Raw genomic sequence first — 15,236 nt, forward strand, 5'->3', positions numbered from 1 at the left:
ACGATCTTCGAAGTCGAACAGTCAGCTCCGTCAGTGGACCGCCGGGGCTCACCCGACGTCGCGCAGCAGCTTCTCCACCTCGGCGAGGCGGGCGCTCACGTCGCCCAGGCGTTCCTCGGTGCGTTGCTGGGCGGCGGTTGCCTCGGCGAGCGCCGTGCGATACCGCTCGTCGCGGGTCTGGTCCTCGCGGTTGCGCCGCGACACGAACGTCTGGTGGATGATGAGCAGCAGGATCGCGAAGATGCCGGCGACCACCACCAGTCCGGCCAGCTGTGCCACTGTTCCGACGGTGTCCGTCACGCCTGTTCCTTTCCCGTGCTGTCCTTGGGATCGTCGAGCGTCTTGGCCGCCTCGGCGACCCGCGCGGGATCCAGCCGCAGCAGGAACGGCGCGACGTCGTAGAAACGCATCGCCTTGCCGTCGTCGGAGAGCTCCAGCGACCCCGTGACGAGGCCGACTGCTTCCAGGCGTTGTAGGTGCATGTGGAGCAGCGGACGGCTCATGCCCAGGACGCGGGCCAGTTCGCTGACGTAGTTGCGGCCCTCGTTGAGGGCGGCGATGATCCGCAGCCGGTGCGGGTTCGCCAGGGCAGCCAGCACGTTCAGCAACTGCTCGCCGGACAGATCACGCTCACCGGACGCGTCCAGCGGACGGCCTGTGCCATCGCTTCGCTCCACTCACCTCGCCCGTTCGGTCGACCAACCGAGAGTATAGGGCCGCCGGCACTCCGCGAGCCATGCGCGCGGCCCACCGCCGCGGGCCCGGTGCGATCGGTGATCCGGTCGCACCCGGCCCGCGGCAGCAGCGGGGGAGCAAGGTTCAGAGCAGGACACGGATGCCGTACCGGGCCAGCCAGGCGTTGGTCTGCAGCATCATCTCGATGTCGGCCCGGCCCTGCCAGCCACCGGCCAGCCGGTCCAGGTCGGCGAGCTGGGCGGCGGCGGCCTCCCGGTTCAGGTACGGCGCGATCGGCGCTTCCCGGTCGGCCAGCACCTCCTGCAGAGCGTCCCGCAGGGCCTCGGCGTGCCGGACGTCCGGCGTACTCGGGAAGGGGTTCTTCGGCCGGTCCAGGATCTCGTCCGGCAGCACCTGCCGGCCCAGCCGGCGCAGGATGCTCTTCGAACGTCCGCCGTGGGTCTTGAGTGACCAGGGCATGTTGAACGCGTACTGCACGAGCTCGGGCTCGACGAACGGCACGCGCAGCCGCAGCCCGTTGTTGGCGGTGAGCCCGTCGTCCTGCGCGAGCCCCATCTCCATCCACCCCTGCAGGTACAGGTAGCAGATCTCGCGCATCCGGCGTTCCTGCGGGTCGGCCCCCGCCACGTGCGGCACCTTGGCCAGCTGGGTGCGGTACTGGTCGGCGCAGTAGCCCGGGATGTCCAGCCGCTTGAGCAGGTCGGTGTCGAACAGGCCGGTGCCGATGCCGGAGTTGCGTACGAAATACTGGCCCGCGGCCACCCACGGCAGCGTCTCGGACGCCACCACCTCCGGCTTGTCGATGTGCAGGAACTCGCCGAAGATCGTGTCCGACCACTCGCCCATCATGGTGATGTCCGCGCGCCGGCCGACCGCCTCGAAGAACATGTGGATCGAGTTGCTCATCTCGCCCACCGGCAGCGGCACGTCCGGCATCGCGCGCATCGCGGCGTCCCGGGTGACCGGGTCCCACAGCTCGTCGCGGTCGAGCTCGATGTCGGTGTGGTCGGTGCCGAGGTGCTCGGCGACCACGGCGGCGAAGCTGGCGTCCGCGTTGCCGTCGGCGCGTTCGGCGTTGCGCGCGTGCGTGGCGAAGTCCACCGAGATGGTGCGGAGCCGGCCGTTGCCCCGCTCCCGGGCGATGCGGGTGGCCAGGGCCGTGACCAGGCTCGAGTCCAGGCCCCCGGACAGCATGATGGCCAGCGACGGGTCGTCGGTCAGGCGCTTGGCGATGGCCCCTTCCAGCAGGCTGTGCACCTGGTCGACGGTGCCGTCCAGGTCGTCGGTGTGCTCGCGGGCCTCCAGCTGCCAGAAGGCCCGGGTGGTGACACCCCGGCGGTGCACGGTCGTCACACTGCCGCCCGGCACCTTGTGCATGTTGCGGAAGACCGCGTGGCCCGGGGTGCCGGCGAAGCCGATGACCTCGCGCAGACCGTCCTCGTCGACGGCGGCCGGCGTCAGCGGATGAGCGAAGATCGCCTTCGGCTCGGAGCCGAACACGACGCCGCCGCCGACCATCTGGTAGTACAGCGGCTTGATCCCGATCTGGTCGCGGACCAGCAGCAGCCGCTCCGCCCGGGCGTCCCACAGCGCGAACGCGAAGATGCCGTCCAGCTGCTCGGCCACCCGGTCGCCGAAGATCAGGTACGCCTGTGCCACCAGCTCCGCGGTGCCGCCGCCGCGCAGCACGCACCCGCGGGCCAGCAGCTGCCCGCGCAGGGCCGTGGCATTGAACAACTCGCCGTCGAACGTGATTGCGACGACCGGACGGCCGTCCTCGCTGACGCAGTACGGCTGCTGGCCCTCCGGGTCCTCACCGGCGATCCGCCGATGCCCCAGCGCCACGGGACCGCCCGCCCAGACCGACTCGCCGTCCGGGCCACGGTTGGCGACGGCGCCGGCCATCGCGCGCACCACGTCGCGGCGGTTCGACAGGTCCCGGTCGAAGTCCAGCCATCCGACAATGCCGGCCATCCGACACCTCTTCTCCCACTCGTCATCGACTTTCTCTGCGGCCAGATGCTCTGCCGACGCCGTCGAGGCGTGGTCGAGGTGCGCTCGACACCGGCTGGAGCCTTTCCGGCCGCGCGTGGTTCGAGCGCCGTCCGAGGAACCGTCGAGTGCGGCACCGCACGCTGGGCCGAATGCCGTCGTGTGAAGGGACAGATCATGGCCGAGCCCATCCTGCGTTTCCCCCTGCGTGGCCCGGATCCGCTCGAGCCCGCGCCGGAGCTGGCGCGGCTGCGCACCGAGTGCCCCGCGGCGCGGATCGAACTGCCCAGCGGCCATCAGGCCTGGCTGGTGACCCGCTATGCGGACGCCCGGGCCGCGCTCGCCGATCCCCGGCTCAGCAAGGCGGCCACGACCGTCGAGGGCGCGCCCCGCATCCTGCCGGTGGCGGCGAACTCCAAGTCGATCTTCTCGATGGATCCGCCGGAGCACACCCGGGTACGCCGGCTGGTCACGCCCGCGTTCGGCGCCCGCCGGATCGCCGCCATGCGCAAAGGCGTCGAGCAGCTCACCGACAGCCTGCTGGACGAGCTGGAGGCGACAGGACAGCCGGGTGACCTCGTCGCCGGCCTGGCCCTGCCGCTGCCCATCCGGGTGATCTGCGAGCTGCTCGGCGTCCCGTACGAGGACACCGAGAAGTTCCGGGACTGGACGGACGTGATGCTCAGCATCACCGCCCATGCGCCGGCCGACGTGCTCTCCGCGCGCCGCAACCTCAACGCCTACCTGTCCGAGCTCATCGTGGCCCGCCGTGAGCAGCCCGCCGACGATCTGCTGACGGTGCTCATCCGGGCGTCGGAGGACGATGACCGGCTCAGCCACGAGGAGCTGCTGGCGTTCGGGCACACGCTGCTGGTGGCCGGATATCACGCGACCGCGGGGGAGCTGATCCATGCCCTGCTGCACCTGATGAGCCGTCCGGACCAGCTCGCCGTCCTGCGCGACGACCCGGCCCTGATCGAACCCGCGGTCGAGGAACTGCTGCGGTTCTCCACCGCGGGCAGCGGGGCCAGTGCGTTGCGGGTCGCGACCGAGGACGTCGAGATCGCCGGGGTGACGGTCCGGGCCGGGGAGGCGGTGCTGGCCTCGGCGCAGTCGGCGAACCGGGACGAGGAGGTCTTCGCCTGCCCCGAGCAGCTCGACGTGACGCGGCAGCACAATCCGCACCTGGCGTTCGGGCACGGCGTGCACCACTGCATCGGCGCCCAGCTGGGCCGGATGGAGCTCTCGGTGGCGATCACCCGTCTGCTGGCCCGGTTCCCGGACGTCCACCTGGACCCGGCGGCCGAGCTGCGCTGGATCGGCGGGATGGCGTTCAGTCGTCCCGCCACCCTGCCGGTGCGCTGGTAGCCGGACGGCCCGGGGGCCCGGTCGCAGCGCGCGACCGGGCCCCGTTGTCTCGTGGTCAGGCGACCGGCTTGCGCCCGATCACCACGGTCTCGGTGTCCTCCAGCAGCGGCACCGACGCGGTCCGGTCGAATCCCGCGGCCTGCAGCCACCCGCGGCAGTCCGACACCCGGTACTCCGAACCGCCCGGGGTCACCAGCAGCAGGTTCACGCTGCCCAGCAGGCTCAGCGTGCGGGCGCCGGCGGCATCGTCGATCATCCGGTCGTAGATCAGCACCGCACCACCGGGCCGGACGGCCTGGAAGGCCCGGGCCAGCAGGCTGCGCCGCTGCTCGTCGTTCCAGTCGTGCAGGATGTGGCCGAACACCAGCACGTCGGCCTCGGGCAGCGGGTCGGCGAAGAAGTCACCCGAGTGGAACTGCAGCCGGTCGGCCACTCCGCGTTCGCTGGTCAGCTCCTCGAACAACGGCTTCAGGTGCGGCAGGTCGAAGACCGCGCCGCGCAGGTGCGGGTGCGCCTGGGCGAGCACGGAAGCCAGGTTGCCGCGGGCCCCGCCGATGTCGATGAACGTCTCGGTGGCACTCCAGTCGAACGCGCCGGCCAGGTCCGGCCCGATCAGGTTGGTCAGCGAGTCCATGCCGGAGATGAAGCTGCGCAGCGCGTCGAGATCCTGGTAGAGGTTCGGGAAGAAGTTGTCGCTCATCGGCCCGGTCAGCTGAGGCGCACCCGTGCGCAGGCCGTCCGGCAGCCGGCTCCACGCCTCGTACAGCCGGCTGCTGGTCATCCGCATCCAGCCGCCGAGGTAGCCGGGCCGGCCCTCGACCAGGTACGCGTCCGCGGCCGCACTGTTGCGGTAGCCCTCGGGTGTGCGCTCGAGCATGCCCAGTGAGGTGAGCGAGTCGAGATACTCCTCCACCGCGCGCCCGTTGAGCCCGAGCCGCTCGCAGATCTGCGCCGGGCCGGCCGGACCGTCGGCGAGCGCGGTGAACAGGCCCAGCTCGACGCCGGTCAGCACCACCTTCGCCCGCCAGAACGCCGTGCTCAGCTCCAGCAACGGCCGCACTGCTGGTGTCGGCGCTGTCCTTGTCTCCATCGGACGGTCCTCCTCGTGGTCGTCGCGGGGCAGGGCACCCCGATGTCGATGACCGGCATCCTGGCCGCGGTCACTCGACGGCGGCTTGAGGTTCGGTGGTGGATCCACCGAGATCCGCCTGGAGCAGCTCGGCGTGCAGCCGGCGCAGGGCGGCCGACGGCAGGATTTCGAACGTCTCGGCCAGGCGGCGTTCCAGCCGCTGGTACACCGCGAGGGCCTCACCCCGGCGCCCGGCGCGGCGCAGCGCCCGGATCAGCTGGGCGTGCAGGAGCTCGTTGTGCGACTCCGTGGCGGTCAGGCTCTTCAGCTCGCCGATCAGTTCGTGGTGCCGGCCGAGCAGCAGGTCGGCCTCGATCCGCATCTCGATCGCGTTGAACCGGTTCTCCTCCAGCCGTAGGCGGTGCCGGCTCAGGACCGGGCCGGCGTTGGTGCCGCTCAGCACCGGCCCGCGCCACAACTCCAGGGCCGCCCTGAGCTCGGCGGTCGCGCTGAGGGCGTCGCCGCGGGACAGCAGCCGTTGCCCGGAGGTGGTGAGCCGGTCGAACTCGTACAGGTCGAGGACGTCGTCGTCGATCCGGACCACATAGCCGGACTGGCTGGTGCGCAGCCGCGGGCTGTCGTGCGAGCGGCCGCCCAGGGACTTGCGCAGCTGGTAGACGTAGGTCTGCACGATCGTCCGGGCCGAGGCGGGCGCGGTGTCACCCCAGAGCTCGCCGATCAGTGCCTCCGTGGGGATCACCCGGCCCGCTTCGATGAGCAGCAGGGCGAGCAGCTGACCCGGTTTCGGCGCCAGCGGCACCGGATGTCCCTGATCGTCGAGCACCTCGAGCGGGCCGAGCAGGTTGAACCGCACGATGACACCTTCCGTTCGTCGTGGACCTGGCCCGGACGGTTCAGCGGGTGGTCAGTTCCTCCGCGAGGTGGTCACCGCGCGGGACGGTCCCGGCCGGTGCCGCCGCGGCCGGCGGGGCGGGACGGGGCCGGATCAGCAGAGCGCGTTCCAGCCACCGCGGGACCCACCAGGTGTGCCGGCCGGTGATCGAGATCAGCGCCGGCACCAGCAGGGCGCGTAGCAGGGTCGCGTCGAGCAGGATGCCGATGCCCAGGCCGGAAGCCATGATCTTGATGTTCACGTCGGGCAGGATGGCCATCGAGGCGAAGGCCAGGAACAGGATCAGGGCGGCGCTGGTGACCAGCCGGCCGATCCGGCTCAGCCCCTCGACCACGGCCGTGCGCCCGTCGCCGGTCCGGTCGTACTCCTCGCGGATGCGGGTCAGCAGGAAGACTTCGTAGTCCATGGAGAGTCCGAAGAGGAACGCGAAGGTCATCAGCGGTACCCACATGGTGATCGACCCGGTCGCGGGCGAGTCCCAGAGCTGGGAGCCGTAGCCCTCCTGCCAGATGAGCACCAGGGCGCCGTACGCCGCGGCCAGGGACAGCAGGTTCAGCAGGATGGCCTGCAGGGCCAGCAGGACCGACCGGAAGGCGCGGATCAGCACCAGGAAGGTGATCAGGGCGATCACCGCCAGCATGAGCGGGAAGTACCGGTAGAGCGACGAGGTGGCGTCGATCTCCTGGGCGCCGGTGCCGCCGACCTGCGCGGCCGGGAACTCCGCGTCCACCACGCCGCGGACCCGTTCGACGGTCTGCTTGCCGGTGGCCGTACTGGTCTCGGCATCGGGGATGACGGTCACCAGGGCCGAGCCGGGCCGGGTCCAGGCCGGCCCGGTCGGGGCCGTGGCGGTCCGGATGCCGGGCAGGGCGGCGACCCGGTCGGCGATGCGCTGTGCCTCGGCGGGTGAGCCGGTGCGGATCTCGATCGGCGTCAGCGAGCCGTCCGGCAGATCCGCCGACCGCAGCTGGACGAGCCCCTGGTAGGCGGGCCCGGAAGGGGTCAGAGCGTCGGCGGGCGGGCTGCCGATCCGGGTGCCGAAGGCGGCGACGCACAGCGGTACGAGCAGCGCCAGCGCGATGAACGTGGCGAGCCACCGCCGGCGGTAGACGAGCGCGGCCCAGCCGGCCCAGACCCGGCTGCGGGTGTGCCGGGCGGCCCGCCGCGGCCAGTCCAGGCGCTCGCCGACGGTGGCCAGCAGGACCGGCAGCAGCGTCAGGTTGACCAGCGCGCTGACCACCGGGATCAGCAGCCCGCCGTACCCGACGCTGCGCAGGAACGGCACCGGCAGGAAGACGAGCACCAGCAGGCCGAAGCCGACCGCGGTGGCACTGAACAGCACCGCGGAACCGGCGGTCGACATCGCGCGGACGGCGGCCTCCCGGCTGTCCAGGCCGTTGCCGCGTTCCTCCCGCCAGCGGTTCACGATCAGCAGGGCGTAGTCGATCGCCACGCCGAGTCCGATCAGTGCGATCAGGTACTGCACCAGGAAGTTGACCTGGGTGATCCCGGTCAGGCCCCAGACCAGCAGGAATGTGGTGAGGATGGAGACGGCGGCGAGCAGCAGCGGCAGCAGCGCGAGGAAAGAACGGAAGACGAAGATCAGGACCACCAGCGCGCCGATCGCCCCGATCATGGTCTCCACCAGGACGCCGGTGCTGACCTCGGAGTCCGCGGCCTGGGCGCTGAGCGCGTCGATCCCGGTGACCTGCACGGTGGTGCCGGTGGGCAGGCTCGCGGTGAGTGCCCCGGTGACCGTCGGGACCAGGTCCGGCCCCGCGGAACGCTCGCCGTAGAAGGGCTTGAAGACCAGGCCCAGCAGCGTACGGCCGTCCGGGGAGATCAGTCGCCGGTCGTCGGTGACCGGGTACGCCACCGAGCGCAGTTGCCCGCTCGCGTCCAGCTTCGCGTACGCCTGGCGCAGCCCGTCCCGTACGGCGGGAGTGTCGACTGTGGTGCCGGCCGGCAGCGTCACGACGGTCACGAGCGGGCTTCCCGAGCCGCCGTTGCCGTACTCCCGCAGGATCGACACGTTGGCCTCGTAGCCGCGGGCACCGGGGAACGAGAAGTCCCGGGAGAGGCGGTCGGTGGCCTGCCCCGCCGCGAAGATGCCGGCCACCAGCGCGGCCAGCCAGAACAGCAGGACGGGCACCTTGAAGCGCAGCACCCCGTCGGCAAACCTGGACATCACGAACCCCCTCGTCGAGCGGCGCCCGGGCGCTATCGGCAGCTTCACCCGTAACGTGTAAGAAAACTCTGACAGGTGTCAGCAGGGTCTGTCAACGCGTCACGGCCGATGGCCGAAGAGCGACAGATCCGTATAGGACGGCTCTAGTGGTCCTTGAGTGGGCATCGATCGGGCGATGACACGGTCGCTCCGGGTGCCCGCGATTCGCGGCGGGCGCGTGAGCGGGGAGAGAGGGACCATGCACCAGACCCTGATCGTGGCTCGGATGGATCCGGCCGACGCCGACGCGGTGGCCGGGATCTTCGCCGAGTCGGACGCCGGTGAACTGCCCCACCTCATCGGAGTGTCACGCCGCACGCTGTTCCGTTTCCACGGCCTGTACTTCCACCTGGTCGAGGCGGCCGACGACATCGGCGACCGGCTGTACGCGACCCGCGGCCACCCGTTGTACGCCGACGTCAACACCAAGCTGAGCAAGCACATGACGCCCTTCGACCCGGACTGGAAAGAACCGAAGGACGCGATGGCCACGACCTTCTACCAGTGGCAGTCCGGCAGCTGACGTGGCGGTGCTGATCGCGGCGGCGCTGCTGGCCAACGGCCTGGCCGCGGGCGTGCTCATGGGCACCGTGCTCGGTGGGGTGCCACTGCTGCTGAGCCTGCCGCCCGAGCGCTACCTGGAGACACACCGCTTTCTGGCCCACCGGTACGAGCCCTTCCAGCCGCTGTGCATGCTCGCGACCCTGGCGTGCGACGTCGCGCTGGTGGTGGTCGGGCCGGCTGCCGCCCGGCCGCTGTTCGCCGCGTCGGCGCTGCTGATCCTCGCCGTCGTCGCGATCTCGGCCGGGCGCAACGTGCCGATCAAACGATGGGCCATCGCGCTGGACCCGGCGCACCTGCCCGGCGAATGGTCGGACATCGACCCCCGCCGGCGGTGGGCCCGCTGGAACACCATCCGTACCGCCGCCGCCGTGCTGGCGTTCGCGCTCAACGTGCTGGCGGCGACCCTCCTGCGATGAATGAGGTCACCATGCCGGAAGAACCCTTTCGCATTCTCCTGAAAATGCATGTCCGCCCGGGGATGGAAGCCGATTTCGAGAAGGCCTGGCTGGCCGTCGGAAACGTGATAACCGAGCATCCGGCCAACCTCGGCCAATGGCTCATGCGGGCCACCGATGAAAGCTCCGTCTACTACATCATCAGCGACTGGGTGGACGAGCCGCAGTTCCGCCGATTCGAATTGAGTGACGCGCACGTCGCCCACCGCCGGCAGTTGCATCCGTTCCGGTCGGGCGGCTCCATGGCGACCATGCAGGTCCTGCACGGCTTTCCCGGCCGGGCCGGTGCCCGATGAGCACCCGGGTGCGCGCCCTGCTCTTTCTCGCCGCCGGCACCGAGGCCGGCGGCGAGTTGATCACCGACGCGTACCACCGGGTCAGCAGTCAGCTGGCCGGCACCGCCGGCCTGCTGGGTAACGAGCTGCTGCGGTGCCGCGACGAACCGGACCGGCTGGTGGTGCTCAGCGAGTGGGCCAGCCTGGCGGATTTCCAGCGGTGGGAACGCACCGCCGGGCACCGGGCCGCGACAGCGCCGTTGCGGCCATTCCAGGAACACGCGGCGCCGCCGCGGCACGGCTGTTACGAGGTCGTCGCGACACATCACTGATTCGCGTTGCCACGACCGGACCGCCGCTCGATCCGACCATCGCTCGACACAGGGAGAAGAAATGACCAACGTGCAACGGCGCGAGATCCTGCGGGGCGCCTCTCTTTCCTTCGCCGGCCTGGCCGGTGTGCTCGGCGCGGGTGCCGTGGCGGCGACGCCGGCGGCGGCCGCGGACCGCACCCGGGCCGAGCCGGCGCTGTCCCCGCTCGGGGCGTGGAGCGCCGAGGTGACGATCCCCGGTCAGTGGAGCGACGTGTCGCTCTACGCCTTCACGGGCGACGGGATCCTGCTCAACGGCAGCAACGCCGGCGCCGTCGGCATCGGCGCCTGGCGCCGGACCGGCCGGAATCGTTTCCGGTACGGATTCCGCGAATACCTGCTATCGACTAGCGGACAGTTGGAGGGCGAACTCCGGGTCAAACTGGACGCCCGATTTACCGCGGCCGATGCATTTGTGGCCGAGGGCGAGGCCCAGGGATTCGATCTGACCGGGAATCCGACAGTGGTTTTCCATCCGGTCGTCACCGCGCGGCGATACGGTCTGGACTGATCGACGAACCAGCGGCCGTCAATGCCTTCATGAACTCGCGGGTAACCCTGATACTGATCGGTGCGGGTGCACTCTGGTGAGCCGATGACCGGGATCGCCACCGGCTCAGCAATTGTTCAGGTTGGACACCCGTCGCCGAAGTCGGCGGCGGGGTCATGCGAAACCGAAGACGGAAACGGCGGGGGAGAAAGGTTGTGTTTTTCCGGATTTTGGGGCCTATCGAGATCGAATTCGCGAACAGGATAGTCACGCCGAAGGCGCCGAAGCTGCGTCAGGTGGCGGCACTGCTGATCCTGCACGCGAACCGTACCGCCAGCGCCGCACAGCTCATCGAGGAGCTGTGGCAGGAACAACCACCGGCCAGCGCGCTGACCACTCTGCAGACCTACATCTACCAACTGCGCAAGATATTCGGTGCTGTCGTCCCGCCGGCCGACGCCCGGGACCTGCTCATCACCCGGCCGTCCGGATACGCGCTCATGGTCCCACCGAACAATCTGGACCACGCCCAGTTCGAGACCCTGCTCCGGCAGGGGCGCACCGCCCTGGCGGCGGGGGACGCCGACCGGGCCTCCGGTCTGCTGCACGACGCGTTGTTCCTGTGGCGGGGGGCGCCACTGGGAGACGTGCCGATGGGGCCGTCCCTGAGCGCGTACGCGCAGTGGCTCGAGGAGCAGCGGATGGACGCGCTGGAGCTGCGCATCAAGGCGGATCTGGCGGTCGGGATGCATCGGCAGCTCATCGGCGAGCTCAAGTCACTGGTCGCCGCCAACGAACTGCACGAATGGCTGCACGCCGAGCTGATGATCGCCCTGCACCGCTCCGGGCGCCGCGGCGAGGCGATGGGTGTGTACCAGCAGTTGCGCGTCACTCTGCGGGAGAGTCTGGGACTCGAGCCGTCGGCCGGGGTCCGGGACGTCTACCAGCAGGTGCTGACCGACGACTCGGTCTGACCCGTACGTGAGGGTGCGCCCGGCTGTACCGATGGTGCAGCCGGGCGCATCCGTCGTGGTCCGGGATCGTCAGGTGGCGGAGTCGGCGCGCTCGGCGAGGATCTCCGCCACCAGTGCGGTCGTGTGCCGGGCGGCCTGGAAACGCGGATCGCGCAGGACCTGCCGCAGAAAGTTGCCGGTCGTCCGGACGCCCGCGCCGTCCACCCGGAACTCCTCCAGCGCCCGGTCCAGCCGGGCGATCGCCTGCTCCCGGTCCGGCGCCCACACGACCACCTTGGCCAGCAGCGAGTCGTAGTCCGGGGCCACCCGGTAGCCGGGATACGCGTGCGTGTCCACCCGGGTGAACGGGCCGCCGGCCGGGACGAACTCGGTGAGCAGGCCGGCCGTCGGGGCGAAACCACGGTCGGGGTCCTCGGCGTTCAGCCGGGCCTCCAGGGCAACCCCGCGCCGCGGCAGGCTGAGCGCGTCCAGATCCAGTGGGAGTCCCGCGGCCACCCGCAACTGCTCGCGGACGATGTCCAGGCCGGTGATCGCCTCGGTCACCGGGTGCTCGACCTGGATCCGGCAGTTGATCTCCATGAAGGTGAAGCGGCGATCGGCGTCGACCAGGAACTCGAAGGTGCCGGCGCCCCGGAAGCCGGTGGCCCGGGCGCCGCGTACCGCGCTGTCCGCCATCTCCTGCGCCATCCCGTCGGGCAGACCGCCGGCGGGAGCCTCCTCCAGCAGCTTCTGGTGCCGGCGCTGCACCGAGCAGTCCCGGTCGCCCAGGGCCACGGTGTTGCCGTGGTCGTCGCAGAGGACCTGCACCTCGATGTGCCGGGCGCCCTCGATGTAGCGCTCGATGTAGAGGCCGCCGTCACCGAAGATGGCCATCGCCGTGGCCCGGGTGCTCCGGTACGCCGCCAGCAGCTCACCCGGGTGGCGGACCACCGCCATCCCGCGCCCGCCGCCCCCGGCCGATGCCTTGATGATCAGCGGATAGCCCACCTCGTCGGCCAGAGCGCGGACGTCCTGCGCCGTGGGCCGCGAGATCCGGCCGCCGGGCAGGACGGGCAGCCCGGCCTCCTCCATCATCGTGCGGGCCGACGCCTTGTCCGCCATCCGGTGCAGGACCTCCGGTGGCGGACCGATGAACACCAGGCCGTTGCGCCGGCAGATCTCGGCGAAGTCGGCGTCCTCGGAGAGGAACCCGTAGCCCGGGTGGATCGCCTCGGCCCCGGCCTGCAGGGCCGCCTCGATGACGGCCGGCGCGTTCAGGTAGCTGTGCTTGGCCGCCGCTGGTCCGATGTGGATGGCCTGGTCCGCCGCCCGGACCACGGCCGAGTCGCGATCGGCGGTCGAGTAGACGGCGACGGTCTTGATGCCCATCTCCCGGCAGGTCCGGGCGACCCGCAGGGCGATCTCGCCGCGGTTGGCGATGAGTATCTTGCCGAACATCGCTGCGCCTCTCACTCCGGGCCGATCGGGTCGATCAGCACCAGCGGCTGGTCGTACTCGACGCCCTCGCCGTCGCCCGGCAGGATCTCCAGGACCCGGCCGGAGCAGTCCGCCTCGATCGGGTTCATCAGCTTCATCGCCTCCAGGATGCCGACCTGCTGACCGGTCTCCACGAAGTCGCCCACCTCGATGAACGGCTTCGCCCCGGGCTCGCCGGCCCGGAAGAACGTGCCGACCAGGGGCGCCCGCAGCAGGTGCCCGCCGGCTGTCTCGGCGACCGCCGCGACGGGTGTCGCGACCACCGAGGCGGTGGCCGACACGGCCACCGTGCCGGGGCGGGCCCACTGCAGTTCGAGGACCGCTTCGCCGACCTGCGCCCGTACCCGGTCGAGGGGTCCGGGGACGCTCGCGACCAGCCGTTCGACCTGGCGGCACAGCTGGTCCAGGGTCTCGCCGGTGCCGTCTGTCATGCTCCGCCTCCCGAGTTCCGGATCCGGCCGCGTCGCCGGTTCATCCGCTCCGCCGGTGACGCGCCGGTCACCTCGTCGAGCGCCTGGGTCAGGGCCGCGCCCAGCAGCTGGACCGCGGCCACGGGATCGGTGTGCGCCCCGCCCACCGGTTCGGCGACGATGCCGTCGATGACGCCCAGCGCCAGCAGGTCGGGCGCGCGCAGCCGCAGCGCCTCGGCCGCCTGCGGTGTCGCCGCCGGCTCCTTCCAGAGGATCGCCGCGCAGCCCTCCGGGCTGATCACCGAGTACACGGCGTTGGCGCAGGCCAGCACCCGGTCCGCGACGGCCAGCGCCAGGGCCCCGCCGCTGCCGCCCTCACCGGTGATCACCGCGACGGTCGGCACCGGCAGCCGGGCCATCAGCCGGATGTTCTCCGCGATCGACCCGGCCTGGCCGCCCTCCTCGGCGTCCACCCCGGGGTGGGCCCCCGGGGTGTCGATGAAGGTGATCACCGGCAGGCCGAGCTTGGCGGCCAGGCGCAGCAGTCGGGCGGCCTTGCGCTGACCCGACGGGCGCGCCATGCCGAAGTCGCGGGCGACCAGCTCCCGGGTGGTGTGCCCCTTCTGGTGGCCGATGACGACCACGGGGCGGGAGCCGAACACGGCGATCCCGCCCAGGATCGCCGGGCAGTCGGCGCCCGTACGGTCGCCGTGCAGCTCGACGAAGCCGGTGCACAGGTCCTCGATGTAGTCCGAGGTGGTGGGACGGTCCAGGTGGCGGGCCAGCCGGACCACCTCCCAGGCCTGCTCGCTCGCCGGGCGCTCGTCCCCGGCCGGCACCGATGGTGGCTCCACGGGCTCGCCCGGCCGGTCGTTGACCACCAGCAGGTGGCCCAGCACCGACCGCAGGCCGGCCCGCGGCACGATCCGGTCCACCAGGCCGTGCGCGAGCAGGAAGTCCGCCCGCTGGAACCCCGGCGGCAGCTCGGCGCCGATGGTCTGGGCGATGACCCGCGGACCGGCGAACCCCAGCCGGGCCTGCGGCTCGGCCAGAATGACGTCGGCGAGTGACGCGTACGAGGCGGCCACCCCGCCGTAGGTCGGGTCCGCGACCACCGTGACGGTCAGCAGCCCGGCCTCGTCCAGCTCGGCCAGCGCCTGCGCCGTGCGCGCCATCTGCATCAGCGCCAGCACGCCTTCCTGCATGCGCGCGCCGCCCGAGGCGGTGACCATCACGAACGGCACCCGGGCGGCGAGAGCCTCGTCGGCCGCCCGCACGATCGTCGCCCCGACCGCGACGCCCAGGCTGCCGCCCAGGAAACGGAAGTCCATCGCGATCATCACCAGCGGCCGGCCCTCGATGGTGCCGTGGGCGGCGATGACGGCGTCGGTCAGCCCGGTCGCGGCCCGGGCCAGCGCCAGGCGCTGCGGGTACGGCCGGGTGTCGATGAACCCCAGCGGGTCGGGATCCGTCCGTACGGTCGGGATGTCCGCCCGCGAGCCCGGATCGAGCAGCTGCTCCAGCCGTTCGTGGGCGGTGACCGGCCCGTGCCGGCCGCACAGCGGGCAGACGTTGAGGTCCCGGGCGTACCGGGGGCCGTAGACGAGGCCGTGGCAGCCGTCGCAGCGCACCCAGTCGGCGGTCGGGGACGGGGGCGGCGGTGCGGTCCGTGGCACCGCTCTGGTCATCGCGTCAGTCATCGAGAGGCCTCCCGGCGTACCGTTGCGGTCTGATGTCGTCGAGTTGCCGGAAGAGCGCCTGCTCCTGCGGGCTGTAGGCGGCGAAGGCAGTGGCCTGCCCGGGCGCCGGGCCGGCTACCCAGCGGGCGGCCCCCGCGGCAGCCCGGTCGTCGTCCGGCGGCAACCCGCACAGCGCCGTGGCGCGTCCGTAGGCGATCAGGCCGAGCCACAGGGCCCGGCCGGCCGCGCGGCATCCCGCGCGGACCCGACCGGCCAT

Annotated in this window: 17 protein-coding genes; 7 read left to right on the top strand and 10 right to left on the bottom strand. The window is 71.4% G+C overall.

The annotated features are described in order from the left end of the window. Positions 1–48 precede the first annotated feature (48 nt). The 3 genes from ACZ6S4_RS13405 to asnB form a co-directional block, all read right to left on the bottom strand. Positions 49–300, bottom strand: a complete 252-nt coding sequence (locus tag ACZ6S4_RS13405) for a hypothetical protein (protein WP_360816170.1) — start codon at positions 298–300, stop codon at positions 49–51. Then, entirely contained in the window at positions 297–677 is a 381-nt protein-coding gene (locus ACZ6S4_RS13410; RefSeq protein ID WP_360816173.1) for an ArsR/SmtB family transcription factor, read from the bottom strand. Before ACZ6S4_RS13410 ends, ACZ6S4_RS13405 begins: the two co-directional genes overlap by 4 nt. Before the next feature lie 142 nt (positions 678–819). Then, on the bottom strand, positions 820–2,670 hold the full coding sequence (gene asnB / locus ACZ6S4_RS13415) for an asparagine synthase (glutamine-hydrolyzing) (protein WP_465475193.1): 1,851 nt from the start codon (positions 2,668–2,670) through the stop codon (positions 820–822). A gap of 195 nt (positions 2,671–2,865) precedes the next feature. Here asnB and ACZ6S4_RS13420 point away from each other — a divergent pair, with 195 nt between their 5' ends. Next, positions 2,866–4,056 carry a cytochrome P450 gene (locus ACZ6S4_RS13420; RefSeq protein ID WP_465475194.1) on the top strand — a complete coding sequence of 397 codons (1,191 nt, stop codon included), beginning with the start codon at positions 2,866–2,868 and terminating at the stop codon, positions 4,054–4,056. Positions 4,057–4,111: 55 nt separating this feature from the next. On the opposite strand, the gene ACZ6S4_RS13425 is transcribed toward ACZ6S4_RS13420, so the two are convergent. The 3 genes from ACZ6S4_RS13425 to ACZ6S4_RS13435 form a co-directional block, all read right to left on the bottom strand. Continuing rightward, complete coding sequence (locus tag ACZ6S4_RS13425) at positions 4,112–5,146, bottom strand: methyltransferase (RefSeq protein WP_465475195.1); 1,035 nt, start codon at positions 5,144–5,146, stop codon at positions 4,112–4,114. Positions 5,147–5,216: 70 nt separating this feature from the next. Next, complete coding sequence (locus ACZ6S4_RS13430; protein WP_465475196.1) at positions 5,217–5,999, bottom strand: AfsR/SARP family transcriptional regulator; 783 nt, start codon at positions 5,997–5,999, stop codon at positions 5,217–5,219. A gap of 40 nt (positions 6,000–6,039) precedes the next feature. Further along, positions 6,040–8,226 (bottom strand): MMPL family transporter, encoded by a 2,187-nt coding sequence (locus ACZ6S4_RS13435; protein ID WP_465475197.1) that lies wholly within the window; start codon positions 8,224–8,226, stop codon positions 6,040–6,042. A gap of 238 nt (positions 8,227–8,464) precedes the next feature. Here ACZ6S4_RS13435 and ACZ6S4_RS13440 point away from each other — a divergent pair, with 238 nt between their 5' ends. From ACZ6S4_RS13440 to ACZ6S4_RS13465, 6 genes are all read left to right on the top strand, one after another. After that, the gene (locus ACZ6S4_RS13440; protein ID WP_465475198.1) at positions 8,465–8,788 is read left to right on the top strand and encodes a TcmI family type II polyketide cyclase; all 324 of its coding nucleotides are present in this window, start codon (positions 8,465–8,467) and stop codon (positions 8,786–8,788) included. 1 nt (position 8,789) lies between these two features. Then, positions 8,790–9,245 (top strand): anthrone oxygenase family protein, encoded by a 456-nt coding sequence (locus ACZ6S4_RS13445; RefSeq protein ID WP_465475199.1) that lies wholly within the window; start codon positions 8,790–8,792, stop codon positions 9,243–9,245. Further along, positions 9,242–9,580, top strand: coding sequence for an antibiotic biosynthesis monooxygenase family protein (locus ACZ6S4_RS13450; RefSeq protein ID WP_465475200.1), 339 nt, complete (start codon positions 9,242–9,244; stop codon positions 9,578–9,580). The genes ACZ6S4_RS13445 and ACZ6S4_RS13450 overlap by 4 nt, the downstream gene beginning before the upstream one ends. After that, positions 9,577–9,891 (top strand): antibiotic biosynthesis monooxygenase family protein, encoded by a 315-nt coding sequence (locus ACZ6S4_RS13455; RefSeq protein WP_465475201.1) that lies wholly within the window; start codon positions 9,577–9,579, stop codon positions 9,889–9,891. The genes ACZ6S4_RS13450 and ACZ6S4_RS13455 overlap by 4 nt, the downstream gene beginning before the upstream one ends. A 61-nt stretch (positions 9,892–9,952) precedes the next feature. Then, positions 9,953–10,441 carry a hypothetical protein gene (locus ACZ6S4_RS13460; RefSeq protein WP_465475202.1) on the top strand — a complete coding sequence of 163 codons (489 nt, stop codon included), beginning with the start codon at positions 9,953–9,955 and terminating at the stop codon, positions 10,439–10,441. A 155-nt stretch (positions 10,442–10,596) separates the two neighbouring features. Then, positions 10,597–11,394 carry an AfsR/SARP family transcriptional regulator gene (locus ACZ6S4_RS13465; RefSeq protein ID WP_465475203.1) on the top strand — a complete coding sequence of 266 codons (798 nt, stop codon included), beginning with the start codon at positions 10,597–10,599 and terminating at the stop codon, positions 11,392–11,394. Between the two features lie 69 nt (positions 11,395–11,463). Here ACZ6S4_RS13465 and ACZ6S4_RS13470 read toward each other — a convergent pair whose 3' ends face one another. From ACZ6S4_RS13470 to ACZ6S4_RS13485, 4 genes are read right to left on the bottom strand one after another with little or no spacing between them, the layout of a single operon-like run. After that, the gene (locus ACZ6S4_RS13470; protein WP_465475204.1) at positions 11,464–12,831 is read right to left on the bottom strand and encodes an acetyl-CoA carboxylase biotin carboxylase subunit; all 1,368 of its coding nucleotides are present in this window, start codon (positions 12,829–12,831) and stop codon (positions 11,464–11,466) included. A gap of 11 nt (positions 12,832–12,842) precedes the next feature. Next, positions 12,843–13,301: an acetyl-CoA carboxylase biotin carboxyl carrier protein gene (locus tag ACZ6S4_RS13475; RefSeq protein ID WP_465475205.1), complete on the bottom strand. Its 459-nt coding sequence runs from the start codon at positions 13,299–13,301 to the stop codon at positions 12,843–12,845. Continuing rightward, positions 13,298–14,980: an acetyl-CoA carboxylase carboxyl transferase subunit alpha gene (accA, locus tag ACZ6S4_RS13480; RefSeq protein ID WP_465475206.1), complete on the bottom strand. Its 1,683-nt coding sequence runs from the start codon at positions 14,978–14,980 to the stop codon at positions 13,298–13,300. The genes ACZ6S4_RS13475 and accA overlap by 4 nt, the downstream gene beginning before the upstream one ends. Next, positions 14,973–15,236 (bottom strand): hypothetical protein, encoded by a 264-nt coding sequence (locus ACZ6S4_RS13485; protein WP_360825612.1) that lies wholly within the window; start codon positions 15,234–15,236, stop codon positions 14,973–14,975. Before ACZ6S4_RS13485 ends, accA begins: the two co-directional genes overlap by 8 nt.

It is taken from the genome of Actinoplanes sp. NPDC051405, assembly GCF_055586185.1.

What these genes read in the sequence shown, in the direction of transcription:
- ACZ6S4_RS13425 (WP_465475195.1), bottom strand. Translation starts at nt 5,146, where the DNA reads ATGGAGACAAGGACAGCGCCGACACCAGCAGTGCGGCCGTTGCTGGAG.
- ACZ6S4_RS13475 (WP_465475205.1), bottom strand. Translation starts at nt 13,301, where the DNA reads ATGACAGACGGCACCGGCGAGACCCTGGACCAGCTGTGCCGCCAGGTC.
- ACZ6S4_RS13440 (WP_465475198.1), top strand. Translation starts at nt 8,465, where the DNA reads ATGCACCAGACCCTGATCGTGGCTCGGATGGATCCGGCCGACGCCGAC.
- ACZ6S4_RS13460 (WP_465475202.1), top strand. Translation starts at nt 9,953, where the DNA reads ATGACCAACGTGCAACGGCGCGAGATCCTGCGGGGCGCCTCTCTTTCC.
- ACZ6S4_RS13420 (WP_465475194.1), top strand. Translation starts at nt 2,866, where the DNA reads ATGGCCGAGCCCATCCTGCGTTTCCCCCTGCGTGGCCCGGATCCGCTC.
- ACZ6S4_RS13435 (WP_465475197.1), bottom strand. Translation starts at nt 8,226, where the DNA reads ATGTCCAGGTTTGCCGACGGGGTGCTGCGCTTCAAGGTGCCCGTCCTG.
- ACZ6S4_RS13450 (WP_465475200.1), top strand. Translation starts at nt 9,242, where the DNA reads ATGAATGAGGTCACCATGCCGGAAGAACCCTTTCGCATTCTCCTGAAA.
- asnB (WP_465475193.1), bottom strand. Translation starts at nt 2,670, where the DNA reads ATGGCCGGCATTGTCGGATGGCTGGACTTCGACCGGGACCTGTCGAAC.
- ACZ6S4_RS13470 (WP_465475204.1), bottom strand. Translation starts at nt 12,831, where the DNA reads ATGTTCGGCAAGATACTCATCGCCAACCGCGGCGAGATCGCCCTGCGG.
- ACZ6S4_RS13485 (WP_360825612.1), bottom strand. Translation starts at nt 15,236, where the DNA reads ATGGCCGGTCGGGTCCGCGCGGGATGCCGCGCGGCCGGCCGGGCCCTG.
- accA (WP_465475206.1), bottom strand. Translation starts at nt 14,980, where the DNA reads ATGACTGACGCGATGACCAGAGCGGTGCCACGGACCGCACCGCCGCCC.
- ACZ6S4_RS13455 (WP_465475201.1), top strand. Translation starts at nt 9,577, where the DNA reads ATGAGCACCCGGGTGCGCGCCCTGCTCTTTCTCGCCGCCGGCACCGAG.
- ACZ6S4_RS13465 (WP_465475203.1), top strand. Translation starts at nt 10,597, where the DNA reads ATGCGAAACCGAAGACGGAAACGGCGGGGGAGAAAGGTTGTGTTTTTC.